The following is a 24,522-nucleotide window of genomic DNA, read 5'->3' on the forward strand; positions in this document are numbered from 1 at the left end:
CGTATTATCGCCGCCTTGCGCGTTCCCAGGCAAGCGCTCAACGAGAGGCTAGCGGTTGGTCATCTGGCTGCGGATCGTATTGATCTCGTTGCTGAGCGCCGCGTAATTGGCTGGGGAATCGCGGCGCTCCCGACGTGCGTTGCGCTCGCTGGCCCATGGGCCGTCGCGCAGCCAGATTGTGAGCTTATCGTTGCGGATATAGTGGTCGAAGGTCGTATCAGGCATCTCCTGCGCGTCGATCAGGAATTTCTTGACCCAGTCGTCCTTGGGCAGCTCTCCGGGCAGCCAGTCGCGAATGATCTGGATGTCGTCGAGGACATGAAGCAGTTCGTGTTCCCAGATCAGCGCGAACTTCTTCTGGCTCAGGCGGTCCTTCGCTACCGGCCGTTCCTCCTCGAGGACATGGACCGAGATCGTCGAGGTCAGCACGATCTCGCCGCCCCGGAAAGACCAGGCAATGCGGTTGCCGGCGGCGTTGACGCGCTGCCATTGGCGCTCGATGTCGGGAAATGTGACCGAGAAGGCAGCCGTGACCAACCCGCGGACCGAGGCCAGCTGGCCGGGGTTGTTGCCGTCGAGGCCGCTGCGCAGCTTCATCATCTCCTCGCGCTTGACGAATTTCGGCATACGCAGATCGTCGGCGGCGAGGCCCTTGGGCACCTTGATCGGATAGCGCGTCATCGGGACCACGACGTCATTGGCGTGAATGACCCGGCTCTTGACCTGGAGAGCGGGAGCCCTGGCGCTGACCGGAGGCATGGCCGTTCCTTTCGGACGATGGCGTGCTGGACGCGGCGGAGCGGATCGTCCGCCAGTCCGGCGGGCTGCGCAAGCGTGTGGCCTCGGGGCATTCGAGGTGCATGGCGGCGCTCGCCAGTGTCGCACCTCGCCCGGATTTGGCCTCTCCCGACTGGACGAAACCCGGAACTCGTCTAAATCACAAGCAAAGGACGAGCATGACCATGACAGTCGAAACCTTGCCGACGACACTTTCAGGCGCGGCCAAGCTGCCCGCCGACCACCCGACCATCCGCCAGGGGCGCGTCGGGGTGTTGCTCCTGAACCTCGGGACGCCGGAAGGCACGAGCTATTGGCCGATGCGCGCCTATCTCAGAGAATTCCTCTCTGATCGCCGCGTCATCGAGACGTCGCGCTGGCTCTGGTGGCCGCTGCTCAACCTCGTGATCCTGACGACGCGGCCGGGTCGCAAGGGCAAGGACTACGCGACGATCTGGAACAATGAGCGCGATGAGGGGCCGCTCAAGACGATCACGCGCTCGCAGACGGAGCAGCTGGCGCAGCGGCTCTCCGGATGGGGCGACCGCGTCGTCTTCGACTGGGCGATGCGCTACGGCTTCCCCGATACCAAGAGCCGGATCAAGGCGCTGCAGGAACAGGGCTGCGACCGCATCCTGCTGGTGCCGCTCTATCCGCAATATGCCGCGCCGACCTCGGCCACCGCCTGCGACCACGCCTTCCGCGCGCTGATGACGATGCGCTGGCAGCCGGCCGTGCGCGTCGCGCCGGCCTATCACGACGATCCCGCCTATATCGATGCGCTGGCCCGCTCGATGCGCGCCTCGCTGGCGAAGCTCGACTTCGAGCCGGAGGTGATCCTGTGCTCCTTCCACGGCATGCCGAAGGAATACCTGCTCAAGGGCGATCCCTATTACTGCCAGTGCCACAAGACCTGGCGCCTGCTGCGCGCCGCGCTCGGACTGTCCGAGGAGCGCTTCCGCCTGACCTTCCAATCGCGCTTCGGTCCCGATGAGTGGCTGCAGCCCTATACCGACGAGACGGTCAAGGCGCTGGCGCAGGGCGGCACCAGGTCGATGGCGATCGTCGCGCCGGGCTTCTCGGCCGATTGCCTGGAGACGCTGGAAGAACTCGACGGCGAGAACCGCGAGATATTCACCCATAATGGCGGCGAGAAATTCGCCTACCTGCCCTGTCTGAACGACACGCCAGAGGGGATCGACGCGATCGAGGCCGTGGTCAGGCGCGAACTGATGGGCTGGATCTGAGCCGCCGGCTCACACCGTGCAGATAAGCAAAAGGGCCGCTCCTGGGAGCGGCCCTTTTTCGTGGAGGCGGCCTGCCGCTGCTCGCGGCGCCTACTTGGCCTATTTGGCGGGGGCGAAGATGCCGACGCTGCTGGCGGTGATGTCGAAGGAGAGCGTGCCGACGACGGCCGGGCCGCACCATTTCGAGCTGGCATTGCCGCTGACGATCCCGCGCGGGTCGCTGGTGTTCAGGAAGCAATCGCGCTTCGACAGGCTGGTGTCGTGATAGCGGACGTCGGCCGTCAGGTTCTTGTAGGTGTAGGACAGGCCGGCGTTCCAGTAGGTGTAGTCGGGCAGGTTTGTCGGCGGGTTGGTCGACCAGATCGCCAGATTGGTGGTGCCGAGCCAGTAATGTCCGAGTTCGCCGGAAACGGAGAGGCCCTCGAGGAAGGGCAAGGCGTATTTAGCGGTGACCGAGGCATAGGTGCCGCTCGCGCCGGTGCCGAGCCAATCCCAGGCGTAGAAGACATTGGCGCCGACCGTCAGTGTCTCGGCGAAGGTGTAGGAGACCTTGCCGTAGACTTCGGTGAAGTCGGTGTTGCGCGGGGTCCAGAACACGCCGGCGCTGTCGATGAAGCGCTTCTCACCGGGATAATAATACTGCCAGATGCCGAAATCGAAGCTCACATCGCCGAATTTCGGCCGGATGCCGGCGTAGAAGTCGATCTCGGCATCGGGGCTAGTGACCAGATCGACATTCGAGCCGTAGACGCCGAAGTAGAACAGGTTGTTGTAGATCTGGACTTCGGCGCCACCCTGGATGGCGGGCTTGCGATCGGTCTGCGAGATGCCGCGGAAATTATAGTCGGTCATCCCCTTGATGCTGACCGCGACGTCGATCCAGGTGATCGCGGGCGGGATCGGCGCAATCGGCGCAGCCTTGCGGCTGGGCAGGTCCGAAGCCTGCGCCGCGCCGGAGAGAACCGAAACGGACAAAGCCGCGCCGGCCAGTGAGTAACGGAAGAAATCAAAGGCCATTCGCCAGCTCCGTCCAGGGTCCGAAAGGTTTCACGCAAAAGCGGCGCGCTTTCGTCTCCAAGGAGCTATCGAATCATCTTGCTCAGCAAGATGAGGTTTTTGGCAGCCTGCCTAACCCCAGGGCAAAGCAGGCGATCTACGCGGTCGGGTTGCATCCGAAACAAGCAGAGGCAACAAATCGCGTCTCGCGTTGCATTTTCATCACGCGCCGGGGGGGCGCGCGATGCGTGCAATCTCAGCGGATGGCGGGCTGGCTCGCATAGGCTGCGGCGGGCTGGTCGAGCTGCGAGGTGCGCAGCCCGTTGGCGCGGCGGGGCGGGAGCGGCGCGCGGATATTGGTCGGCGCATCGGGGACCGCTGCCGCGACCGGCGTGGACGTCTCGGCCGGCGCTGAGGTCGAGCCGCCGAGCAGCGGCACGAAGCTGAGCGCACGCTGGTAGAACGGGGCGGCAGCAGGCTCCGACGCAGCCACAGGCGCGGGAGCAGCGCTTGCGACGATGGGAGCAGTGGCGGCGGCGCCGGGCAGGACCTTGGCGACCTGCGTGGCGGCGGCACCGACCGGCTTGGTGGCCAGCGCCTTGCCGGGCTCGGTCTTCACCAGCTCGGCCTTTGCCGGCTCGGCCTTGGTGGGTTCAACCTTGGCCGGCTCGACCTTGGCGACTTCAACTGCGGCCGGCTCGGTCGTAGCGGACGCCGCAGCTGCGAGAACGGCATCGTTGTCGGCGGAATCGGCTCGGACCGTCGCCTTCGCCTTGCCCTTGTCGTCGAAGACGACGACGCGCGGGCCGCTGGAGATCGCGTCGGGGCGGCTGACGCCGACATCGCGCGAGGCCCAGGTCGCGGTCTTGTTCAGCGAATCCGAGCCTGCCGCCATCAGCGTGCGCTTGAAGGATGAGTGCGAATCGCCATCGTCATAGATCAGCTTGATCGCAGGCGTGCCCTTGGCGACCAGGGCAGCAACCTGTGCGTCGTCCTGCTGGCGCTTCTGCTGCACGGCCTGGGAGGTCGAGCTGTCGCTGCTGAAGACATAGCGCCCGCCCGCGACCGCGACCGGCGGCTCGCTCTTGGTGACCTCGAAGTAGTCGGTGCCTTCCTTCAGGTTCTTCCAGAAGGCGATGTTGGGGTCCATGCGGTGCTTGGCGAGGTTCGCCGGCGTCATGCGGAAGGGCAGGGCCTGCATCTGCACGGCTTTCTGGCCGGCGTTCTGGGCCTCTCGGACCAGCGCATAGATTTCCCCGATCTGATCGTCCGTCATCGAATAGCAGCCCGCCGAGGAGCAGGCGCCATGCACCATCAGATGCGCGCCGGTGCGGCCATAGGAGCGGTCATAGGCATTGGGATAGCCCATGTTGAACGAGACGTAATAGGCCGAGTTCGGGTTCATCTGGCCCGGCGTGATGGCGTAGAAGCCCTCAGGCGCCATGCGGTCGCCTTCGCGCACCTTCGGCCCGAGCTGGCCCGACCAGCGGCACATCGGGAAGGTCTTGAGCAGGGCGTATTCGCCATTGCCCTTGCGCTTCCAGATCTCGAGCTCGGATTCCTTCTTGTAGGAGCGAATCAGGATCGGCTGATCCTTGCTCATGCCCTTCTCGCCCATCAGCGTGTAGGTCGCCGACGGGATCGGAATGTTGTGGCGCGCGGAGCCGCGATAACGGTCGTCCTCGCAGGCGCCCAGGGACAATGCAACAAAAGCCACGAGCGCGAGTTGCTTGAATGCCACGTCGTCAATCCCATCGATCGGTCGGCCGAAGCGCGACGTCTGACTGTGCAACACGGCCGAATTATGCCGCTCGCATGGTTGTAGAAGCGTTAGCCTTGAGGGTTCCTTACCATAGGCCGCTTCCGCTTGGCCATATGGTGAATGGCGCCTTAACGGCGCCCTGCACCGCTGACCCTACGGCAGCTCCTACAGGGTGCGCCCGATCGCCAGGAATTTCTCAGAGCGCTTGCGCAGGATATCCTCGGAGCCGAGGCCGTTGAAATCGGACAGGGCGGCGAAGATCGCATCGCCGGCGCGCGCGATCGCGGCCTGCGGGTCGCGATGGGCGCCGCCGACCGGCTCGTTGACGATCCGGTCGATGACACCGAAGCGGAGCAGATCCTGGGCCGTAATCTTCATGCCGGTCGCGGCATCCTGCGCGCGCGCGGTGTCGCGCCAGAGGATCGAGGCTGCGCCTTCCGGCGAGATCACCGAATATATCGCGTGCTCCATCATCATGACGCGGCTTGCGGCCGCGATCGCGATGGCGCCGCCGGAGCCGCCCTCGCCGATGACCAGGGCCACACTCGCCGTCGGCAGGCCGAGCCAGGCTTCGGTCGACCGGGCGATCGCCTCAGCCTGTCCGCGTTCCTCGGCTTCGATGCCGGGATAGGCGCCGGCGGTGTCGACGAAGCTCAGAACCGGCAATCCATAGCGGCCGGCGAGCTCGGTCAGGCGAATCGCCTTGCGATAGCCCTCGGGCTTGGGCATGCCGAAATTGTGCCGGATGCGGGTCTCGGTGCTGTTGCCCTTTTCCTGGCCGATGACGCAGACCGCCTCGCCACGGAAACGGCCGAAGCCGCCGACGATCGCCTCGTCCTCGCCGAAGGCCCGGTCGCCGGCCAGCGGGGTAAACTCGGTGATCAGCGCGGCGCAGTAGTCCTTGAAGTGCGGACGCTGCGGATGGCGCGCGACCAGCGTCTTATGCCAGGGCGTCATCGCGGCGTAGACGTCCTTGAGCGCCTGCGTCGCCTTGGCGTCGAGCTTGTCGATTTCCTCGGTGAGAGCATAGCCCTCGCCCTTCGCCTCGAGGGCGCGCAACTCGTCTGCCCTCGCCTCGATTTCGGCGACCGGCTTCTCGAAATCCAGATAGCTTCGCATCATGATCCAGTTCAGGTGGCGCGCCTACGGACCCGCGCGCATAAGCGACAGGAGGGACCGGGCTCGCGAAAAGCGCCGGACCTTGGCCGCGCGTTGGCGAAATTGTCAACCCAATCCGCTGTCCCGGGATGGGTCGGGAAGCCGCGGCGTGGGTCTGGGCTGCGGCAGGAGGATCGGCCGGAAGGCGAAGCTGCGCCGGGTGGCGCGAAGGGGCGCGCGCATGCGGAACTGCTTGGTGGCATCGATCACATGCACCCCCGAAAACGGCAGGGAGAGCCCGGAACCGAGGTGCTCCCAGGCGCCCGCGGACCGCATCATGAGGGGGCGCTTGACCGGCGGGACGAAGAGCGCCTCGGCCCAGTTTTCGGGCGAGAACTCGGCGCCGCGCATCAACGCCTCCAGCTGCGAGCGGCTGAAGGGCCGTCCATGGCCGAATGGCGTGCCGTCCATGCGGGCCCACAGGCCACGCCGGTTGGGCGCCACGACGAGGATGCGGCCGCCGGGACTGAGCACGCGCGAAACCTCTTCGAGCAGGTCGTCGGGGCTCTCGGTATCCTCCAGCGCATGGACGAGAACGACACGGTCGACGGACGCCGTCGACAGGGGCAGCAGCGTCGGCTCGACCAGCGCGGAGGCTGAGCGGCCACCGGAAGGCCAGTTCACCACACCCTGGGCCGCCGGCATGAAGGCGATCACGCGCTCCGCGCCGACGCCGAGCACCGAGAGATAAGGGGTCGCGAAGCCGAGCCCGAGGACACGCTGGCGCGCGCAATCGGGCCAGAAGCGCAGCATCGCGCGCCCGATGAAGCGTCGGGCGACATGCCCGAGCGGGCTGGCATAGAAGGCGCGCAGGTCAACGACATCGATAGGCATGTGCGCGCAAGATGTGGTGCGCCGGTGACGGACGCAAGACGCTGGAGCCCGGCGGAACCAATGGAACCGCGAAGGCGGACGGATACCTGCAGGGAAACACGCCCTGATCCCGGGGCGGAGCGAAACGGAGATACCGGGATCCATCATGGAGCAAGGCACACTCCGAGGAATGTCGGAGCTCCGAGGCTTCTCCAGGATGATGGTGTCTCTCGCCGGGGCAATGTGCCGCCAACATGCTGCGCTGGCGCTCAGGCGTTTCATTGGGTATTCGCCATGGGTCACTCAGTTTGATCCGGAGCCCGCAATGTCCCTCGAAGTCCATGTCTTCAAGACGCTCAGCGACAATGCCGGCGCGCTGATCTTCGACCCCGCCTCCAAGGCCTGCGTGGCCGTGGATGTGCCAGACGCGGCGCAGGTTCTCGCGGCCGCCCAGGCCAAGGGCTGGTCGATCACGGACATCCTGGTCACCCATGCCCATGCCGACCACACCCAGGGCGTCGCGGAGCTGAAGCAGGCGACCGGGGCTTTCGTCTGCGGCCCTGCCAATGCCGCCGATGTCGCGCCGCTGGACCGGATCGTTGACGACGGCGACAAGGTCGAGATCGGTGCCAATGTCTTCGAGGTCTGGCTCACGCCCGGACACCAGGACGGTCACCTCACCTATGCCAGCACCGGCGCAAAGCTCGCCTTCGTCGGCGATGTCGTCTTCGTCATGGGCTGCGGGCGCGTGCAGCCCGGCCAGATGGCAACGATGTGGACCTCGCTCAGCCGTGTCATGGCGCTGGCCGACGATGTCCGCCTCGTCACCGGCCATGACTACACGCTGTCCAACGCCCGGTTCGCGATCGCGATGGACCCCTCCAATCCTGAGCTGGTGGCCCGTGTCGCGGAAGCCGAGGCCGCGAAGGCTGCGGGCCGCTTCTGGGCGCTGACCACGGTCGGCGAGGAGCGCGCCACCAATCCGTTCTTCCGCGCGGGTGAGAATGCGCTCGCTGCAGCCGTCGGGCTTGTCGGGGCGCCGGCCGGAGAGGTTTTCGCAGCGTTGCGCGAAGCCAAGAACAAGTTCTGAGGCCTGCACAGGCGCATTTGAGCATGAGCCCATCGCTGAACGGCATGAGCGCGGCCGAGGTCATCCGGCTGCTCGATCTGAAGCCCCATCCCGAGGGCGGGCACTATCGCGAGACCTTTCGCGATCCCGCCGGGCCGGAGGGGCGCGGCTTCTCGACCGCGATCTATTATCTGCTCGACACCGGCGAGACCTCGGAATGGCATCGCGTCGATGCCGCCGAGATCTGGCACCATTATGCCGGCGCGCCGCTGGTGATCACGCTCTCGCCCAACGGCCATGACGCCTCGGCACATCATCTGGGCACCGAGCTGGCGACCGGGCAGCTCCCGCAGATCGTGGTGCCCGCCGGCTGGTGGCAGAGCGCCACCTCGCTCGGCGCCTGGACGCTGGTCGGCTGCACGGTCGCACCGGGTTTCGACTTCGCCGGTTTCGAGATGGCGCCTCCGGGCTGGCGCCCGATGCCGCGCACGCCCCAGGGGTCCTGAATGTCTGCGCATAAATCGGACGACAACGCGCTGGTCCTGGCCTGCGAGCAGCGCATCATCAATGCCTGGCCGGCGGTCTCGACCCTGCTCGTCGGCAGCTATGCGGTGCGCTTCGCCAATGGCTATTCCGGCCGGGCGAATTCGGCCTCGGCGATCATGCCGGGTGCCGAACTGGACGACGAGGCGTTGGCGCTGATCGAGGGGCTCTATCGCGCGGAGGGCCTGCCGCCCTGCATCCGGCTGACGCCGCTGGTCGGCGCAGCGACGCGCGACAAGGCGCTGGCGCGTGGCTACCGGGTCAAGGACGCGTCCTTCGGGATGATCTCCGACGTCTCGGGCGCACCGTTCGCCATCGATCCGCAGGTGACGATCGAGAGCAGGCCAAGCGCTGCGTGGATCGCTGGGGTCGCGGCCCGCCAGACCGGCGCGAAGACCCATGTCGGCAACCTCACCGCCATTCTCGCGCAGCTACGGCTGCCGGGCGCCTTTGCATCGGTGGTGATCGAGGGTGTGCCCGTTGCCTATGGCATGGGCGTGGCCGAGCGCGGCATGGCCGAGATCGGGCTGATCGTGGTGGATTCGGCCCAGCGCGGCCAGGGCCTTGGCCAGCGGTTGGTCGGCAGCCTGATGGCGTGGGCGGCAGGGCAGGGCTGCAGCAGCGCCTATCTTCAGGTCGAAGAGAACAATGCGGTGGCGATGCGGCTCTACGACCGGCTCGGCTTCCGCAAGCTCTATCGCTACGAGACGAGGATTCTGGACTGAGGACGTTGAGCCAGCACCAGCCCTCATCCTGAGGAGCCGCGAAGCGGCGCTAAGGATGAGGGCTCGAATGTGGTTCAGCGCGTCAGCAGCGCCGTGCCGTAGAGGCCGATCGCGAAGACGATGTGGCCCACGATGTTGAGCGCGCGCAGCGTCCAGGCATTGGGCTTCTTCGAGGCGGCGATGCCGGCGCCCATGCCGGGCTGGAGGATGAACCAGCCGCAACCCACGGTGACGAGCCCGACGATCAGCGCCGGCATGAAGGTCGGGTTGCGGGCCCAGTCTACGCCCCAGATCAGCAGCAGCGCCGCGGCGAAGAGGATGCCGACGGCGTAGTGGAAGACCCAGCCGATCGCGAGTTCGTTGGGCACGGGTTGTGCCTTCGCGATGTCCTCATGGACGAATGTTCCGCGAGGCAGATGCGAGACCCAGCGGCCTGGCATCGCCCAGTTCGGCGCGGGGAAGCCGGCGACGCGCTTCAAAATCTGCGCCCAGATGTCGAGCAGGGCGGTCGCGCCGATGCCGATCACCACGGCTCGGGTCAGGAATTCCAGCATTGCGCGCCCCCTCAGGCCAAGCGGGCATGATGCGGCAGTCGTTTGCCAGCGCCGTCAACCACCCTGCCGCCATGGAAGCGGTGCTGGCGGCTATTGGTCAAGCGTGCTGCGCTCATGCGGGACATGCGTCGCGGCGCGATGCGGGAACCGTGGCAGCGGTCGCCCGTTCCCCCTCTGAGTTATCGCGAGACAGGGGGAGATCGACATGGGCACTGCTGCGGCAGAGGTTCTTCACAGCCACGGTGCGCATGGATCGGCGGAGCTGCCGTCAGTCAAGGTCACCAGCTACAATCTCGAGATCCGGGATCAGGACGGGTTCGTCGGCGACAAGGCCAGCCGCGGTGCGTTCGTCGAACATCTCGATTCACTGCGCCGCCATCTCGACAAGACCGGCGACGACCCGATCGACGGCGAGACGACCGCCATCAGCAAGAAGACGCTCGACGCGCTGCTGCGCGATGGGGAGCCCCATGAGGCGGCCCTCGTCTTGAGCGCCATCGAGGGTTTTGCGCAATCGCTTGCCTTCGTGATCCGGCGTTTTGCGCGACAGAAGACCTGGGCCCAGGTCGAGCGCATCGTCGTCGGCGGCGGCTTTCGCGACAGCCGCATCGGCGAACTCGCGATCGGCCGCGCGGGCATCATCCTGCAGACGGACGGGCACGCGGTGCAATTGCGGCCGGTACGGCATCATCCCGACGAGGCGGGGCTGGTGGGCAGCGCGCATCTCGCGCCGAAATGGATTTTTGAGGCCTATGACAGCCTGGTCGCGGTCGATATCGGTGGCTCCAACATCCGAGCGGGGATCGTCGAACTGCGTCAGGACAAGGCCGCAGACCTGAGCAGGGCGCGCGTCTGGGAGAGCGAACTCTGGCGCCATGCCGATGACGAGCCCAGCCGCGACGTCGCGATCAAGCGGCTTGGAAAGATGCTGAAGGACCAGATCGCCAAGGCCGAGAAGGCCGGCTTGAAGGTCGCGCCCTTCATCGGTGTCGGCTGCCCCGGCCTGATCCAGCCCGACGGCTCGATCGATCGCGGCGCGCAGAACCTGCCCGGAAACTGGGAAAGCAGCCGCTTCAACCTCGTCGAGAGCATTCGCGAGTTCGTTCCCGAGATCGGGAAGCACGAGACCCAGATCGTGATGCACAACGATGCCGTGATCCAGGGCCTGAGCGAGATGCCGTTCATGCAGGATGTCGCGCATTGGGCGGTGCTGACGATCGGCACCGGGCTGGGTAATGCGAGTTATGAGAATAACGCAAAGCCGAAGAAAAAGGCGAAGGGCTGACGGGGGGCCACCTCGGTCCTAGCGCCTGATCCCCGGCGTCTCGCCCGGCAGGCCCTTGGCCCGCCCGGCAAGATAGAGCTCCAGCGCGAGATATTCGGGCGCGCCGTAGTCGAACTGGGTCGCCCGCACGCCCAGCGAACAGGCGCGCAGGCGCCGGTGCAGCGAGCCGACGCTGTTCCATTCCAGGCGATAGGCGGGGTAGCCGGTGCCCGCGCCATGGCTCACGACGTCGCCGCGCAGATGCTGGCCGACAAGCCCGTCATGGCATTGCTTGCAGGAGAGGTTGAGTTGGCCCTGCCGGCGCTCGAAGAAGGCCTTTCCGGCTTCGTAGAACGGTTTTGCCGGGCCGTCCGTCGCCACATCCAGCGGCATGCCGCGTGACAGCGAGCCGATATAGGCGGTCATCGCGAGAAGCTCCGTGCTCTCATAGCCGAAGGCGGGCTGCTTCTGCCGCTCGACGCGGCATTGCTCGATGCGGCCCTCGAGGTTGAGCAGCTTTCCGCTGGACGCGTCGACCTGCGGATAATGCGTCGCCGCGCCGCGCAGGCTCTGCTTTGGCTCCGCATGGCAGGAGATGCAGGCCTGGCCGACGCCATCGGGTTTGGCGGAAAACAGATCCTGGCCCTGCTCGACCCAGAAATAGGCGGGGTTGCGTGTCTCGTCGGCCTGCTGCCGGCGCATATCGGGCGACAGGAATTCCGTGGTGGAGCGCACCTGCGCGGTGGCGGGGGCGGGTGCCAGTGTGGCGAGGAGAAAGACAATGACTGCCCCGATCCTGCGCCAGCACGAGGGAACCTGACCTTCTACAATCTCTGCGCCGTCATCCCGGGCGCAGCGAAGCGGAGACCCGGGATCCATTCCGGAGCGTCTCTGGGGCAGGTTCTGGAATGGGTCTCGGGTCTCCCTATGGTCGCCCGGGACGACGGCGCGTTCCGGTTCGAAAGTCCACCCCAACACAGCGTGCCAACTCGTGTACCAGCGCCTCGGGATGAGGGCCGCAAGCGAACGTAGATCGCGCCAGACAAGCTTCACGTCACCGTCAGCCTGGCCGTGCGGGTAAAAACCGCGCCGCCGTCCTCGCGCCATTCGAAGACGATGTCGCCCGTCGCCACGGCGCGCGTGGTAAAGGACACGAATGGATTGGACGCCACGCCGGTGTACATGTCGACGCGGAAGATCTCATCGCCGGCATAGGTCGCAGTCAGTCGGTTCAGGATCTTTCGCGGGACGGTGCCGCCCTTTCCGTCGGACTGGCCGCCGCGGTCCATCGGATGGCGGGTCAGCACGCGGATTTCGATGATCTCGCCGGCGCGGGCCTGCGCCGGCACGGTGATGCGGGCGTTGAACATGAAAAACTCCTCAGCCGCCGTCGATGCAGGCGCTCAGCGTCACCACGATATCCGCATCGGCCATGACGAAGCTGCCATCGCTGAGCGCGGCGACGGCCGTGACGGTCTGCGACGCCGCAAAACGCAAGGTGGTGGCGACCTCGGCGCGGCCTGAGCGGGGGCCGAGATGGAAGCGGGCCATGTCGGGAAACGGGTTCTTTTCGGCGATCAGGTGAATCCAGCGGACATGGTCGGTCTCCGTCATCGGGCTCTCGACGAAGATGCGGGTGTCGACGGAGTTGCCGTTCTCGACCAGCGCGGGAATGTCGAGCGTGATCCGGCTGCGCTCGGGAACTGCGCCCTGGGTGATGCGCGCGACGAATTCCGGCAAGGCAGGCGGCGCGGCGGCGAGCACGTCTTGTGGCAGCGCCAGCAAAGCCAGGCCCGCGCCGGCCCCGGCAACGAGCTCGCGGCGGCTGGGTTCAAAAGCTCTTGAGGGAGGCGAGATAACTGACGACATCCTCGATCTCCTGTGCCGACAGAGCTGGTTTGCCCCGGTATTGCGCGGCGACATCTTGCAGGTTTTCCGTGCGGAAATAGGGCGGCATCACCGTATCGGGGTTGAGCTGCGAGGCGTCGACCAGCCGCAGGCGGATCTGGCAGGCATCGAGGCGCGCGCCGATGCCCCTCAGCGGCGGCCCGATCGTGCCCTGGAAGGGTTCCGCATCGTCGGCGCCCCTGTGGCAGATCAGGCAATTTCCGCGCTCCCGGTCGCGCACCAGCTCCGCTCCGCGCAGGCGATCCCCGGAGAACCCGCCGAGCGGAAGCGGGATGGCGTCCCTGACGACCCGATAGGCTTCGAGCGCGAAGACTTTGCCGGTGTTGCCCCAGATTGCCAGCAGGCCGACGAGGGCCAGCATTGCCCTCGTTCGCGCCATACTGGCCTCAGGCCTTCTTGAGATCGGCATTCTTCAGCGGCAGGGCCCGGATGCGCTTGCCGGTCGCAGCGAAGATCGCGTTCAGAACGGCGGGCGCCGCAACCGCGATGGTGGGTTCGCCGACGCCGCCCCAGAAGCCGCCCGAGGGCACGATCACCGTCTCGACCGCCGGCATGGCTTCGAGCTTCATCACCTCGTAGCTGTCGAAATTCTCCTGCTCGACGCGCCCGTCCTTGATGGTGATCTCGCCGTAGAGCGCAGCCGACAGCCCGTAGACGAAGGAGCCCTCGACCTGACGCTCGATCTGCGCGGGGTTCACGGCATGGCCGGGGTCGGTGGCGGCGACGATGCGGTGAATCTTGAGACGCCCGTCCGCGCTGACCGAGACCTCGGCCACCGCCGCGACATAGGAGCCAAAGCCCATGGTCTGGCAGATGCCGCGATAGACGCCTTCGGGCAGCGGCTTGCCCCAGCCGGCCTTCTCGGCGACGGCGTTCAGCACGGCGAGATGCTTGGGGTGGCTCTTCATCAGTGCGCGGCGGAATTCGAGCGGGTCCTTGCCCGCCGCATGCGCCAACTCGTCCATGAAGGATTCCAGGTAGATCGTATTCTGGTTCAGGTTGACGCCGCGCCAGAAGCCCGGCGGCACATGCGGGTTGCGCATGGCGTGGTCGATCAGCAGGTTGGGAATGCCGTAGCCGATCGAGGCTTCCGGCCCCGGGGCGTTGAGGCCCTGGAAGACCGCGGGGTCGCGGCCGTTCTGGATGGTCTGCGGGAACAGCCCGGCGACGATCGACTGGCCGGAGATGCGCATGTGCAGGCCGGTCAGATTGCCGTCCTTGTCGAGCGCGCCGACCATCTTGCACTGCGTGACCGGATGATAGCGGCCATGCATCATGTCCTCCTCGCGCGACCAGATCAGCTTGATCGGGGTGCCCGGGATCTGCTTGGCGATGGCGACGACCTGCCGGATCCAGTCCTGCGAGGCGCCGCGTCGGCCAAAGCCGCCGCCGAGATCGATCTTGTAGGCCTCGCATTTGGCCAGCGGCAGGCCTGCCGCCTCCGAAGTCGCAGCGAGCGCTGCCTCGCCGTTCTGCGTCGGGGTCCAGACCTCGCATTTCTCGGGAGTCCAGACCGCCGTGGCGTTCATCGTCTCCATGCAGGCATGGTTCTGGTAAGGATAGGAGTAGACCGCCTCGACGGTGCGCGCGGCGTTGGCGATCGCCGCCTTCACGTCGCCATTCTGGTTTCCGACCACGGCATTGGGTGCGTCGAGACCTTCCTTGAGCCAGGCCGCAATGCTTTCGCTCGAGACTTTCGCGTGCTCGCCCTCGTCCCAGACGATCGGCAAGGCGTCGAGCGCGCTCTTGGCCTGCCACCAGCTCTGCGCCACGACGGCAACCGCGCTGTCACCGACGGGCAGGACGTGCTTGACGCCGGGCATGGCCTTGATCGCGGTGGCGTCAAAGCTCTTCACCTTGCCTCCGAAGACCGGGCAGTCCTTGATCGCGGCGTTGAGCATGCCGGGCATGGTCAGGTCCATGCCGTAGATCTTCTTGCCGTTGGTCTTGTCGGCGGTGTCGAGGCGGGGCATCGGCTTGCCGGCGATGATCCAGTCCTTCGGATCCTTCAGCGTCACATCCTTGGGGGCCTCGAGCCTGGCTGCGGCGGCGGCGACCTCGCCATAGCGGAGCGAACGGCCCGAGGCCTTGTGCGTGATGACGCTGCTCTGCGCGCTGCATTCGGCCGCCGGCACCTTCCACTGGTCGGCTGCGGCCTGGATCAGCATCATGCGCGCAGCGGCACCGCCCTTGCGCACGTATTCGTTGGATTCGCGGATGCCGCGGCTGCCGCCGGTGGAGAAATTGCCCCAGACCCGGTTGCGCGCCACGCTCTGGCCGGGCGTGGGATATTCGGTGGTGACCTTGGCCCAGTCGCAGTTCAGCTCCTCGGCGACGAGCTGGGCGAGGCCGGTCAAGGTGCCCTGGCCCATCTCGGAGCGGGCGATGCGGATCACGACCTTGTCGTCGGGGTGGACCACCACCCAGGCATTGATCTCGGGCACGCTTGTCGTGGCCTGGGCGTTGGCCTCGCCCGCAAAGGGGATGCTGAAGCCGAAGCTGAAGGCGCCGGCAGCGGCGGCGGAGCCGGCGAGCAGGCTGCGGCGGGAGAGGCGGGTCTTGTCGGCGATCACGGTCGAGGCGGATGTCATGTCGTCCTCCGGATATCGATGGGAACGCGAGGGATGCGGCGGTCAATCGACCGGCCGCGCTCGACCTCGCGCAAGGGATGCAGGACCATCGGCCTCAGCCGCGGCCCAGCGTGCCGCCGGCGACCACGTCCAGGATCGCGGTCTTGACGCGGGCATAGGTCCCGCAGCGACAGATATTCGTGATCTCGCTGGCGAAATCGGCCTCTGTCGCCTTCGGATTGGCCTGCAGCAATGCGGCGGTGGCCATGATCATGCCGCTCTGGCAGAAGCCGCATTGCGGCACATCGTGCTTGATCCAGGCCTGCTGGACCGGATGATTGCCGTCGGGCGAGAGGCCCTCGATGGTGACGATCTTCTGCTCGGGCGTTACGGCACTCACCGGCAACACGCAGCTGCGCGTCGCGACCCCGTCGACATGGACTGTGCAGGCGCCGCACTGGGCGACGCCGCAGCCATATTTCGTTCCGGTCAGGCCGATCTGCTCGCGGATCGCCCAGAGCAGGGGCGTGTCGTCCGCGACTTCGATGTCGATGATCTTGCCGTTCACATTCAGCTTCGCCACTGCAAACCTCCCGGTTCAGCTTAGAGAAGGACGGCGAGAGTGCGGGCGCGCCTCGCCGAAAATCCCGGCGCCTGTCGTGCAGACGGCGCCAGTTTGTGATTGGACAAGAGTGAAACTCAGAACCGCGCCGGCCGCCAGCCTGGGGACGGGCACGGAATCGCGACCGGGAATGCGGGCGATCCCTGGCCCGACGTGTCCGGTTCGGCGCGATGGTGACGCTTTCGCCGCCTCACCGCCATGATCATGTCCCGTTTCTCGTCGATGACGCCGTGAACGCGTGTAATCGCCTCGCCCGAGCCTCACGGCAATGTGAAGCTTCCCCTTGGTTACACCTCTCCCATCTGCACGAGGTTCCTGCTCTTGCCGCTCATGACGCTATTTCCCGTCTCTCCTTGCGCTGGGAAGCACTCAGGGGCGAGGGTCGGGCGCGAACCGAATCACAGCGCGAGAGGGATTGATATGCGGCTCCCGACAGGGGCGAGGCGTCGTGCCGGCTCAATGTCCGCCCTCGGAAGCGCGCTGCTCGCATGCGCCATGCTGCTGGGCCTTGCATTGTCGGGCATGCAGGCTTTCGCCCAGGCCGCCGAACCCGGCCCGGCCCGCGGACGTCTCGACGGCCTGCGCACCGAACTCACGCATGTCGAGACCGTGCTGGCGGAGCCCGCCGTCACGGATACCGAACTCCAGCGCCAGCGCTCCCGCCTGCAGCCCGTCCTCGACCAGTTGCGCGCGCTCGTCGACGAGCAGGTTCCGAAGGTCGAACAGGCCCGGCTCCGGCTCGAGCAACTCGGCGCTAAGCCCGAGGCGAACGCGCCGCCCGAGAGCGGAGAGGTCGCCCGCGAGCGCGAGACCCGCACCAAGGCATTCTCGGATGCCGACGAAACCATCAAGATCGCGCGTGCGGCGCTGCTCCAGGCCGAGCAGCTCCAGACGTCGATCGGCGACAAGCGCCGCGAGATCTTCTCGAAAACGCTGTTCACCTCCGGGCCCACCATCCTCAGCCCGGAACTCTGGGCCAGCGCGCTGGCGGGCTTTCCCGAGGATCTGCGCGCCTCCGGCTACATCTTCGGAGGCTGGCTCTCGGTCGTCGGAGAGGCCTTTGTCGGGGCGCGTGGCGTGCTGGTTGCGCTCGGCTTCGTTGGCGCCGTCCTGCTCTATGTCGCCCGCTTCCGCTACATGCCGCGCTTCAAGGCGCGGATGGGCGGGACCGAGGGCGCCGGCGGCCTGCGCTGCCTCTATGTCGCGCTCGCCCATCTCGTCGCCGGCGCCGCGCCGCCGGCTTTGGCGAGCTGGCTGATCTATTCTGCCCTGAACACGGCGGGCCTGCTGCCGCCACGAATCCAGCCGGTAATCTGGGCGGCCGTCATCGGGCTCGCGCTCTTCGCCTTCATCCAGGCGCTGGCGGATGCGCTGTTCGCACCGGGCAATCCGCAGCGCCGGCTCGTCAGCGTGCTCGATACAACGGCGCGCATCGTCGTCTGGATCGCGAGTTCTCTGGCTCTGGTGATGTCGGTCGGCAAGGTCGTCGAGGCCTGGCTGCAGGCGATCGGGGCCGGACTGGCCGTGTCGATCCTGGCGCGCGGCATCCTGGCTATCATTTTCGCGGTGACGCTGATCGCCGGGCTCTACCAGCTTCGCGACGACGAGGATGTCGAGCAGGAGGCCTGCCTGGGGCCATATGTGCCGGTGGACGGGGCCAGCCTCGGGCCGCTGCGCATCCTGGGCTGGATCGTGGGCGTCGCCATCGTGCTGGCGGCCCTCAGCGGCTATGTCGTCTTCGCGACGTTCCTGACAGAGCAGGTGCTCTGGATCGGCATCCTCGCCTGCCTGTTCGTGCTGGCCTACCAGCTCGTCGATCTCGGCATCATGAGCCTGTTGACCGGCAAGGGGCGCATCGCGCTGACCCTGAAGGCGGGCATCGGCATCCGCACGGGCACGCTTCAGAAGATCGCCGTTGTGAGCACCGGCCTGCTCAAGCTGGTGATCATCGTCATCGCGCTGCTGCTTGCACTGGCGCCCTGGGGGCTCGAATCCGTCGACTTCTCGTCGTCGCTGCGCGCTGCCTTCTTCGGCTTCCAGGTCGGCGGCGTCACCGTCTCGCTCTCGTCGCTGATCGTCGCGGGCCTGTTGTTTGCCCTCGGGCTCACGGCGACGCGCTATTTCCAGGCCTGGCTGGATGACAAGTTTCTGCCGACGACCCAGCTCGACCGGGGCCTGCGCAACTCCATCACCACGGCGGCCGGCTATCTCGGCTACGCAGCGGCGGTGGCGATCGCGATTTCGGCGCTGGGCTGGAGCCTCGAGAGGCTGACGCTGGTCGCCAGCGCGCTCTCCGTCGGTATCGGTTTCGGCCTCCAGTCCGTGGTCTCGAACTTCGTCTCGGGGTTGATCCTGCTCTGGGAACGGCCGATCCGCGTCGGCGACCAGGTCGTCGTCGGCGATGCCGAGGGCATCGTGAAGAAGATCAATGTGCGCTCGACCGAGATCGAGACCTTCGATCGGTCCTCGGTGATCGTGCCGAACTCCAATCTGGTCTCGGGCGTGGTCAGGAACCGCGTCCGCACCGACCGCACGGGGCGCGTGCTGATCTCGATCACGGTTCCCCGCACGCTCGACCCCAGCGCCATCCGCAGCATGCTCAACGACGCCGCCGAGGCCCATGGCGACGTGATGAAGCAGCCGCCGCCCAGCGTGCAGTTCAAGAAACTCGGCACCACGACGATGGATTTCGACCTGGTCTGCGTCGTCGGCGACATCTCCATCGTCGGCCGCGTGACCAGCGATCTCAACTTCGTCATCCACAAGCGGCTGACCGAGATGGAGCCGGCGGCCGAGGGCGCGGAGATGACCGTCAAGGGGCTGGAGGGCATCGAGCACTCGCTCGGCAGCATCGCGCGCGCGGTCAGCCGCGAGATGCAGGCGATGAAGCGCCCGGCGAAGTCGAAGATCTCGGTCAGCCGCACAGCGGTGCCCGACGCCGAGCCGGAGGCGGACCGTGAGGAGGCTGCCAAGCCTGCGCCCGAGCCCAAATCCGCCGAAGATCTTCTCAAGGACGACAGCAAGGAATGACGCGATGCCCGAGACCCTGCGGCGCGGTGCGGCGAAAGCCCGCGCCATGACCTGCCCTGCCGTGATCGCCGGGGCGCTCGCCGCCTTCAACCTGGCCGGCTGCACCGAGCCCGTGCGCACGAGCCAGCCCGCCTTCTATCGCGAGCTCGGCTCGGCCTCGTCCCGCGTCGACGCGGAGGCCGCGCGCGCCACCATCTCGGCCTACCGGCTGAACCATGGGCTGGCCGTGCTGCGGCTCGATCCCGCGCTGATGCAAGCTGCCGAAAGGGAGGCCGCCGCCATGGCCGCCGCCGACAAGCCGGGCTCGGCCGACGCGGTCAAGGCGCGGCTGACCCGCGAAGGGCAGGGGGGCAGCGAGGTCAATCTCTCGGCCGGGTACCGCCGCCTCGCCGAGGCGTTTTCGGGCTGGCGCGATTCGCCGCAGCACGACCGGGTGATGAAGGCTTCTGGCGCGACCCGGATGGGCATCGGCACGGCCTATGCGCCGGGCTCGAAGTACCAGGTCTACTGGGCGCTGATACTGGCCCCGTGATCCTGGCGCCGTGATTCTGGCCCATGATTCTGGCCCATGATCCTCGCGCCGAAACCGGCCGCCCTGCTGTGACGGCCGCCGGCTACGGCCCGGCGCCCAGGGGCAACGGCGGTGCGTCGGCCTTGAGCACGATGCCGACGCGGCGATTATAGGGCAGATAGGGGTTGTCCCGGATCAGCGGCTCGGTATCGCCCTTGCCGCTGACCGAGGCGAAGCGCTCATTGGGCACGCCGGCATTGGCGAGGATCTCGCGGACCGCCGAGGCCCGGCCCACCGACAGCGTCCAGGGGTCGCCTTCGGGCGCCTGGCCCGGGCGCGGCGTCGCGGTGTGGCCGGTAAGCGTGATCCTGTTGGGCAGCCGGCGCAGCGATGGCGCCACTGCCGCCAGCACCTTGCGCATGCGCGCATTGGGCTGGCTCGAGCCCTCCGCGAACATGGCGAGCCCGTCCTGGTCGACGAGCTGGATGTCGATGCCGGTCTCCGAGATCTCGACCAGTATGTTGCGCGAGAGCTCGGCGATCTCCGGCATTTCGCGCAGGGCCTGCCGCAGCGAGGCGGCGGCCAATGCGAAGCCGCGATCCTGGGTGGTGGTCTGCAGCCCGTTTTCATTGGGCGTGTTCTGGGTGGGGCCGGGCGTGTCGGTGGCGTCGTCGAGCCGGATGATGCGCGCGTTCTTGACGTGGGTTTTGCCGGGATGGCCGTCCTGCTCGATGATCCCTGCAAGGCGCACGTCCGTCTGGGTGCCGAAGGCCTCGCGCATCGAGCCGGCGACGATCTGGAGCTTCTGCTTGTCCTGGCTCGAATAGGCCGCGACCATGACGAAGAACGCCATCAGCAAAGCCATCAGGTCGGCAAAGGTGACGAACCAGCCGTGGCCGCCATGCGCCCCGCGCTTTTTCTTTGCCATGGCTCAGCTCCCGTTCAGGTCGCTTCCGCCATCTCGGAGCGATGATGATCGGGCAGATAGGCCAGCAGCATTTCGCGCACGAGGGTCGGGCTCTTGGCGTCGCGCATCTGGAGCACGCCGTCGATGATCAGCGTGCGCGAGATTTCCTCTTCCTCGAGCTTGATGTGCAGCTTGTCGGCGATCGGCAGGGTGAACATGTTGGCGACCATCGCGCCGTAGAGCGTCGCCAGCAGCGCGGTCGCCATGGCAGGGCCGAGCTTGGAGGGGTCGGACATGTTGGCGAACATCGTCACCATGCCCAGAATCGTCCCAATCATGCCCCAGGCGGGCGCGCAGTCGCCGATGGCGCGATAGACCTTGGAGCCTTCGTCGAGCCGCTGCAGGAAGTTGTCGCGGTCACGTTCCATCGTGTCGCGGATGAATTCCTTGTCGTAGCCGTCTGCGATGTAGCGCAGGCCCTGGGCAAGAAACGGATCCGAGACCTCGACGCTTTCGAGCGCGACGGGGCCGCTCTTGCGGGCGACCTCGGCGACGCGGGTGATCTCGTCGATCAGTTCGCGCGGATGGATCGAGCGCATGGTGAAGGCGAAGCGGATGCCCATTGGCAGGCCATGGGCGATCACGGAAAACGGAAAGCGCAGCATGGTCGCCGCCGAGGCGCCGCCGAAGATGATGATGGCCGCGTGCTTGTCCCAATAGGCGGCGAAGTTGCCGCCATCGATCATGATCAGCGCAACGATCGTGGCGATGCCCCCGATAATCCCTGCGCCGGTTGCGAGATCCATGAAAAGCACCCTGATGCCGCTCTGCCGAGGCTTTCGGCCGGCTATTCGCAATCCAGAAACCATAGGATGCGTGGATTGAACGAAGCGTTAAGGTTGAGGGCTTGTTCACGTCGCAGCGTTCGCTAAAGGTCACTGCATGTCATTGTTTGCGATCTACACCCGCGTGCTCGGCGAACTCGGCTCGGAGAAGCGCCTCGGCATCATCCTGGCCCTCGCCAACGTCCTGCTGGCGGCCGCGGCTTTCGCGGAGCCGATGCTGTTCGGCGCGCTGATCGACAAGCTGTCGACCGTTCAGGGCGCTGGCCAGCGCCTCGGCTGGGGCGATCTCAATGTGCTGATCCTGGCCTGGGTCGGCTTCGGCCTCTTCACCATCGGCGCCAGCGTCTTCGTCTCGCTGCATGCCGACAGGCTGGCGCACCGGCGCCGCCTCGCCGTGATGGCCGATTATTTCGAGCACGCGCTGACATTGCCGCTGGCCTACCACACGCAGACCCATTCCGGGCGCGTGCTCAAGGTCATGCTCGACGGCACGAGCGGCATGTGGGCGCTGTGGCTGTCGTTCTTCCGCGAGCATTGCGCCAGCTTCGTCGCGCTCTTCATCCTCCTGCCCTTCACCTTGTGGAAGAACTGGCAGCTCGGCCTGCTGCTGATGTCGCTGGTGGTGCTGTTTGGCCTGCTGACAGCCTATGTGCTGCGCAAGACCGACAAGCTGCAGAGCAATGTCGAGGCGTATCATTCGAGCCTCGCCGAGCGCGCCTCGGATGCGCTGGGCAACGTGCCGGTGATCCAGAGCTTCACACGCATCGAGGCGGAGGTGCGCGGGCTGCGCTCGACCATCGCCAATCTCCTTGAAGCCCAGTTGCCTGTCCTGTCCTGGTGGGCGATCGCAGCCGTGGCGACGCGTGCGTCCGCCACGCTGACGGTGCTCGCGATCTTCGTGGTGGGTGCGTGGCTCCTGATGCAGGGGCTGACCACGGTCGGCGAGATCGTCACCTTCATGGGCTTCGCCACCATGCTGGTCGGGCGGCTCGAGCAGATCGTCGCCTTCGTCAACTTCATCTTCCTGCAGGCTCCGAAGATGCGCGAGTTCTTCGAGGTGCTGGATACGCTGCCCGCCGTCCGCGACCTGCCCAGCGCCAAGGATGTCGGCCGGGTCTCCGGCGCGGTCGCCTTCGAGGACGTCTCCTTCTCCTATGACGGCAAGCGTACCGCCGTTCGCGACGTCTCCTTCGCGGTGAAGCCGGGCGAGACCATCGCCATCGTCGGCTCGACTGGCTCCGGCAAGTCGACGACGCTCGGCCTGCTGCATCGCGCCTTCGATCCGCAATCGGGGGCGATCACCGTCGACGGCATGGACATCCGCGAGATCTCATTGCTCTCGCTGCGCCGGAACATCGGCGTGGTCTTCCAGGAGCCGATGCTGTTTGCGCGCTCGATCCGCGAGAACCTGACCGTCGGAAAACCCGATGCGACCGATGCCGAGATGATCGAGGCGCTCGACCGCGCGCAGGCGACCGAGGTGATGGCGCGCCAACCCGACGGGCTCGACACGCTCGTCGGCGAACGCGGCCGCACCCTGTCGGGCGGCGAGCGCCAGCGACTCTCGATCGCCCGGGCACTGTTGAAGAACCCGCCGATCCTGATCCTCGACGAGGCGACCTCGGCGCTCGACGCCGCGACGGAGGTCAAGCTCCAGAAGGCTCTGGAAGAGGTGATGAAGGGCCGCACGACCTTCGTCATCGCGCACCGGCTCGCCACCATCCGCAATGCCGACCGCATCCTGGTCTTCGAGCAGGGCGAGGTCATCGAGATGGGCTCCTTCGAGGAACTGGTCGGCAAGGGCGGGCGTTTCGCGGCGCTGGCCCGGGCGCAGTATCTCGTGGCCGACAAGCCGGTCGCGAGCCTGCCCGAGGGGGCGGCAAGCCCGCTGGCGGGGACAATTGCGGTCGAGTGATGCGATTTCAGTGGGTGACCGGCGGTTGTCCGCGCTAAGGCAGGGACGGCTGCCTGCGTGCCAACCCGCCTTGCCCCCGCATCATTTCACAGGACCTGAACCTTGACCCTCATGATCGTCCGCCTTGTTGGAGCCTGGGCCAGCGTCATCGCCTTCCAGTTGTTCGGAGACAGCCTCGTCGGCCAACTGGGAGCACCGGTTCCCGCCGCGCTCGTCTTCGCCTGGTTGCTGGGGATCATCATCTGGTCGGCATTCGGCGTGGTGCATGAGGCGGAGGAGATCGCGCATCGCCTCGGCGAGCCCTATGGCACGCTGATCCTGACGCTCTCGATCGTGATCATCGAGGTGGCGCTGATCGGGGCAGTGATGCTGGGGGCGAAAGGCTCACCGACGCTGGGGCGCGACACCATGTTCGCAGTGCTGATGATCGTGCTCAACGGCGTCGTCGGCATCGGGCTGTTCATCGGCGGCCTGCGTCATTTCTCGCAGCGCTACAATCTCAAGGGCGCCACGGCCTATCTGGCGGTGATCATCCCGCTCACCGTCATTCCGCTGATCCTGCCGAATTTCACGACCTCGACCGCCGACGGCACGCTCACCACGGGCCAGGCGATCGCCTTCTCGCTCTTCACGCTCGCGCTCTATGGCGCCTTCCTGATCCTGCAGACCGGCCGCCACAGCGCCTTCTTCCAGGAGCCGGAGGTCGAGAAGGCGGCTGCCGGCGCGCCTGAAGGCAGCGGCGCCAAGCCGGCGGTCCACACCTCCTCGGCCAATTCGACGCTGTCCCATGTCGTGCTGCTGCTCGCAAACATCCTGCCGATCGTGATCCTGGCCAAGAGCCTGGCGACGGTGCTCGACTTCGGCATCGGCAAGCTCGGCGCGCCGCCCGCGCTGGGCGGCATCCTGATCGCGATGGTGGTGTTCACGCCCGAATGCATCGCGGCCCTGCGCGCGATCACCGCCAACCAGTTGCAGCGCGCGATCAACCTGTGCCTGGGCGCGGCTGCGTCGACGCTGGGGCTGACCGTGCCCGCCGTGCTCTGCATCGGCGTGATCACAGGCCAGCCTGTCATCCTTGGGCTGTCGGCGACCAACATGGTCATCCTGGCGATGACACTGCTGCTGAGCACGCTGACCTTCACGGGCACGCGCACGACGATGCTGGAGGGCGCCGTGCACCTGGCGGTGTTCTTCGTGTTCCTGGTGCTGGTGTTCAGCCCCTGAGCGAGGAGGCGATTACCGCCGAGGTAATCGACCGCGCGAGGGCGCCCCGCCATGATCTTCGGAACGCCGGCCATCCGGCGGC

The 24,522-nt window shown here is 66.6% G+C and carries 23 protein-coding genes; 9 read left to right on the plus strand and 14 right to left on the minus strand.

Translation table 11 applies throughout. From position 1 onward, the window contains the following. Window positions 1-48 precede the first annotated feature (48 nt). Window positions 49-759 carry a hypothetical protein gene (locus AC1D2L_RS13390; RefSeq protein ID WP_476846365.1) on the minus strand — a complete coding sequence of 237 codons (711 nt, stop codon included), beginning with the start codon at window positions 757-759 and terminating at the stop codon, window positions 49-51. Between the two features lie 197 nt (window positions 760-956). Between AC1D2L_RS13390 and hemH the strand changes: the two genes are divergently transcribed. After that, window positions 957-2,024 (plus strand): ferrochelatase, encoded by a 1,068-nt coding sequence (gene hemH / locus AC1D2L_RS13395; RefSeq protein ID WP_476846366.1) that lies wholly within the window; start codon window positions 957-959, stop codon window positions 2,022-2,024. A gap of 99 nt (window positions 2,025-2,123) precedes the next feature. Here hemH and AC1D2L_RS13400 read toward each other — a convergent pair whose 3' ends face one another. From AC1D2L_RS13400 to AC1D2L_RS13415, 4 genes are all read right to left on the minus strand, one after another. Next, window positions 2,124-3,041 (minus strand): TorF family putative porin, encoded by a 918-nt coding sequence (locus AC1D2L_RS13400; protein WP_476846367.1) that lies wholly within the window; start codon window positions 3,039-3,041, stop codon window positions 2,124-2,126. A gap of 235 nt (window positions 3,042-3,276) precedes the next feature. Next, the gene (locus AC1D2L_RS13405; RefSeq protein WP_476846368.1) at window positions 3,277-4,761 is read right to left on the minus strand and encodes a L,D-transpeptidase family protein; all 1,485 of its coding nucleotides are present in this window, start codon (window positions 4,759-4,761) and stop codon (window positions 3,277-3,279) included. A 186-nt stretch (window positions 4,762-4,947) separates the two neighbouring features. Further along, the gene (locus AC1D2L_RS13410) at window positions 4,948-5,901 is read right to left on the minus strand and encodes an acetyl-CoA carboxylase carboxyltransferase subunit alpha (protein WP_476846580.1); all 954 of its coding nucleotides are present in this window, start codon (window positions 5,899-5,901) and stop codon (window positions 4,948-4,950) included. Between the two features lie 105 nt (window positions 5,902-6,006). Beyond that, the gene (locus AC1D2L_RS13415; protein WP_476846369.1) at window positions 6,007-6,774 is read right to left on the minus strand and encodes a class I SAM-dependent methyltransferase; all 768 of its coding nucleotides are present in this window, start codon (window positions 6,772-6,774) and stop codon (window positions 6,007-6,009) included. A 304-nt stretch (window positions 6,775-7,078) separates the two neighbouring features. Here AC1D2L_RS13415 and gloB point away from each other — a divergent pair, with 304 nt between their 5' ends. From gloB to AC1D2L_RS13430, 3 genes are read left to right on the plus strand one after another with little or no spacing between them, the layout of a single operon-like run. Further along, window positions 7,079-7,843: a hydroxyacylglutathione hydrolase gene (gene gloB / locus AC1D2L_RS13420; protein ID WP_476846370.1), complete on the plus strand. Its 765-nt coding sequence runs from the start codon at window positions 7,079-7,081 to the stop codon at window positions 7,841-7,843. A 44-nt stretch (window positions 7,844-7,887) separates the two neighbouring features. Further along, window positions 7,888-8,328 (plus strand): cupin domain-containing protein, encoded by a 441-nt coding sequence (locus tag AC1D2L_RS13425; RefSeq protein ID WP_476846581.1) that lies wholly within the window; start codon window positions 7,888-7,890, stop codon window positions 8,326-8,328. Beyond that, window positions 8,329-9,090, plus strand: coding sequence for a GNAT family N-acetyltransferase (locus tag AC1D2L_RS13430; protein WP_476846371.1), 762 nt, complete (start codon window positions 8,329-8,331; stop codon window positions 9,088-9,090). Between the two features lie 74 nt (window positions 9,091-9,164). On the opposite strand, the gene AC1D2L_RS13435 is transcribed toward AC1D2L_RS13430, so the two are convergent. Further along, the gene (locus AC1D2L_RS13435; RefSeq protein ID WP_476846372.1) at window positions 9,165-9,644 is read right to left on the minus strand and encodes a DUF2938 domain-containing protein; all 480 of its coding nucleotides are present in this window, start codon (window positions 9,642-9,644) and stop codon (window positions 9,165-9,167) included. 205 nt (window positions 9,645-9,849) lie between these two features. Here AC1D2L_RS13435 and AC1D2L_RS13440 point away from each other — a divergent pair, with 205 nt between their 5' ends. After that, complete coding sequence (locus tag AC1D2L_RS13440; protein ID WP_476846373.1) at window positions 9,850-10,929, plus strand: ROK family protein; 1,080 nt, start codon at window positions 9,850-9,852, stop codon at window positions 10,927-10,929. An 18-nt stretch (window positions 10,930-10,947) separates the two neighbouring features. Here AC1D2L_RS13440 and soxA read toward each other — a convergent pair whose 3' ends face one another. The 6 genes from soxA to AC1D2L_RS13470 form a co-directional block, all read right to left on the minus strand. Next, complete coding sequence (gene soxA, locus AC1D2L_RS13445) at window positions 10,948-11,643, minus strand: sulfur oxidation c-type cytochrome SoxA (protein ID WP_476846374.1); 696 nt, start codon at window positions 11,641-11,643, stop codon at window positions 10,948-10,950. A gap of 314 nt (window positions 11,644-11,957) precedes the next feature. Further along, window positions 11,958-12,278, minus strand: a complete 321-nt coding sequence (locus tag AC1D2L_RS13450) for a thiosulfate oxidation carrier complex protein SoxZ (protein ID WP_476846375.1) — start codon at window positions 12,276-12,278, stop codon at window positions 11,958-11,960. A gap of 10 nt (window positions 12,279-12,288) precedes the next feature. Then, complete coding sequence (locus tag AC1D2L_RS13455) at window positions 12,289-12,777, minus strand: thiosulfate oxidation carrier protein SoxY (RefSeq protein ID WP_476846376.1); 489 nt, start codon at window positions 12,775-12,777, stop codon at window positions 12,289-12,291. Further along, window positions 12,740-13,195 (minus strand): sulfur oxidation c-type cytochrome SoxX, encoded by a 456-nt coding sequence (gene soxX / locus AC1D2L_RS13460; protein WP_476846377.1) that lies wholly within the window; start codon window positions 13,193-13,195, stop codon window positions 12,740-12,742. Before soxX ends, AC1D2L_RS13455 begins: the two co-directional genes overlap by 38 nt. Window positions 13,196-13,202: 7 nt before the next feature. Next, on the minus strand, window positions 13,203-15,407 hold the full coding sequence (locus tag AC1D2L_RS13465) for a xanthine dehydrogenase family protein molybdopterin-binding subunit (RefSeq protein ID WP_476846378.1): 2,205 nt from the start codon (window positions 15,405-15,407) through the stop codon (window positions 13,203-13,205). Between the two features lie 94 nt (window positions 15,408-15,501). Next, a complete protein-coding gene (locus AC1D2L_RS13470; RefSeq protein ID WP_476846379.1) occupies window positions 15,502-15,969 on the minus strand; it encodes a (2Fe-2S)-binding protein in 468 nt (155 codons plus the stop codon). A gap of 498 nt (window positions 15,970-16,467) precedes the next feature. Here AC1D2L_RS13470 and AC1D2L_RS13475 point away from each other — a divergent pair, with 498 nt between their 5' ends. Together AC1D2L_RS13475 and AC1D2L_RS13480 are read left to right on the plus strand one after the other, a co-directional pair. After that, complete coding sequence (locus AC1D2L_RS13475; RefSeq protein ID WP_476846380.1) at window positions 16,468-19,038, plus strand: DUF3772 domain-containing protein; 2,571 nt, start codon at window positions 16,468-16,470, stop codon at window positions 19,036-19,038. Window positions 19,039-19,042: 4 nt separating this feature from the next. Then, window positions 19,043-19,570, plus strand: coding sequence for a CAP domain-containing protein (locus AC1D2L_RS13480; protein WP_476846381.1), 528 nt, complete (start codon window positions 19,043-19,045; stop codon window positions 19,568-19,570). Window positions 19,571-19,652: 82 nt separating this feature from the next. On the opposite strand, the gene AC1D2L_RS13485 is transcribed toward AC1D2L_RS13480, so the two are convergent. Beyond that, window positions 19,653-20,477, minus strand: a complete 825-nt coding sequence (locus AC1D2L_RS13485) for an OmpA/MotB family protein (RefSeq protein ID WP_476846382.1) — start codon at window positions 20,475-20,477, stop codon at window positions 19,653-19,655. Window positions 20,478-20,491: 14 nt separating this feature from the next. Further along, window positions 20,492-21,262 carry a motility protein A gene (locus AC1D2L_RS13490; RefSeq protein WP_476846383.1) on the minus strand — a complete coding sequence of 257 codons (771 nt, stop codon included), beginning with the start codon at window positions 21,260-21,262 and terminating at the stop codon, window positions 20,492-20,494. Window positions 21,263-21,398: 136 nt separating this feature from the next. On the opposite strand from AC1D2L_RS13490, the gene AC1D2L_RS13495 reads away from it, so the two are divergent. Together AC1D2L_RS13495 and AC1D2L_RS13500 are read left to right on the plus strand one after the other, a co-directional pair. Further along, a complete protein-coding gene (locus tag AC1D2L_RS13495) occupies window positions 21,399-23,216 on the plus strand; it encodes a glucan ABC transporter ATP-binding protein/ permease (protein WP_476846384.1) in 1,818 nt (605 codons plus the stop codon). Between the two features lie 111 nt (window positions 23,217-23,327). After that, window positions 23,328-24,440, plus strand: a complete 1,113-nt coding sequence (locus AC1D2L_RS13500; RefSeq protein ID WP_476846582.1) for a calcium:cation antiporter — start codon at window positions 23,328-23,330, stop codon at window positions 24,438-24,440. Window positions 24,441-24,522: the final 82 nt, after the last annotated feature.

It is taken from the genome of Allobosea sp. P1_B10 (assembly GCF_056406735.1).

Excerpts from the sequence above, each read along its gene's own strand:
- AC1D2L_RS13450 (WP_476846375.1), bottom strand. The coding sequence starts at position 12,278 with ATGTTCAACGCCCGCATCACCGTGCCGGCGCAGGCCCGCGCCGGCGAG.
- AC1D2L_RS13415 (WP_476846369.1), bottom strand. The coding sequence starts at position 6,774 with ATGCCTATCGATGTCGTTGACCTGCGCGCCTTCTATGCCAGCCCGCTC.
- AC1D2L_RS13480 (WP_476846381.1), top strand. The coding sequence starts at position 19,043 with ATGCCCGAGACCCTGCGGCGCGGTGCGGCGAAAGCCCGCGCCATGACC.
- AC1D2L_RS13500 (WP_476846582.1), top strand. The coding sequence starts at position 23,328 with ATGATCGTCCGCCTTGTTGGAGCCTGGGCCAGCGTCATCGCCTTCCAG.
- AC1D2L_RS13390 (WP_476846365.1), bottom strand. The coding sequence starts at position 759 with ATGCCTCCGGTCAGCGCCAGGGCTCCCGCTCTCCAGGTCAAGAGCCGG.
- AC1D2L_RS13430 (WP_476846371.1), top strand. The coding sequence starts at position 8,329 with ATGTCTGCGCATAAATCGGACGACAACGCGCTGGTCCTGGCCTGCGAG.
- AC1D2L_RS13435 (WP_476846372.1), bottom strand. The coding sequence starts at position 9,644 with ATGCTGGAATTCCTGACCCGAGCCGTGGTGATCGGCATCGGCGCGACC.
- hemH (WP_476846366.1), top strand. The coding sequence starts at position 957 with ATGACCATGACAGTCGAAACCTTGCCGACGACACTTTCAGGCGCGGCC.
- AC1D2L_RS13400 (WP_476846367.1), bottom strand. The coding sequence starts at position 3,041 with ATGGCCTTTGATTTCTTCCGTTACTCACTGGCCGGCGCGGCTTTGTCC.
- AC1D2L_RS13455 (WP_476846376.1), bottom strand. The coding sequence starts at position 12,777 with ATGTCGTCAGTTATCTCGCCTCCCTCAAGAGCTTTTGAACCCAGCCGC.
- AC1D2L_RS13410 (WP_476846580.1), bottom strand. The coding sequence starts at position 5,901 with ATGCGAAGCTATCTGGATTTCGAGAAGCCGGTCGCCGAAATCGAGGCG.
- AC1D2L_RS13485 (WP_476846382.1), bottom strand. The coding sequence starts at position 20,477 with ATGGCAAAGAAAAAGCGCGGGGCGCATGGCGGCCACGGCTGGTTCGTC.
- AC1D2L_RS13495 (WP_476846384.1), top strand. The coding sequence starts at position 21,399 with ATGTCATTGTTTGCGATCTACACCCGCGTGCTCGGCGAACTCGGCTCG.
- gloB (WP_476846370.1), top strand. The coding sequence starts at position 7,079 with ATGTCCCTCGAAGTCCATGTCTTCAAGACGCTCAGCGACAATGCCGGC.
- AC1D2L_RS13425 (WP_476846581.1), top strand. The coding sequence starts at position 7,888 with ATGAGCGCGGCCGAGGTCATCCGGCTGCTCGATCTGAAGCCCCATCCC.
- AC1D2L_RS13440 (WP_476846373.1), top strand. The coding sequence starts at position 9,850 with ATGGGCACTGCTGCGGCAGAGGTTCTTCACAGCCACGGTGCGCATGGA.
- AC1D2L_RS13475 (WP_476846380.1), top strand. The coding sequence starts at position 16,468 with ATGTCCGCCCTCGGAAGCGCGCTGCTCGCATGCGCCATGCTGCTGGGC.
- AC1D2L_RS13465 (WP_476846378.1), bottom strand. The coding sequence starts at position 15,407 with ATGACATCCGCCTCGACCGTGATCGCCGACAAGACCCGCCTCTCCCGC.
- soxX (WP_476846377.1), bottom strand. The coding sequence starts at position 13,195 with ATGGCGCGAACGAGGGCAATGCTGGCCCTCGTCGGCCTGCTGGCAATC.
- AC1D2L_RS13490 (WP_476846383.1), bottom strand. The coding sequence starts at position 21,262 with ATGGATCTCGCAACCGGCGCAGGGATTATCGGGGGCATCGCCACGATC.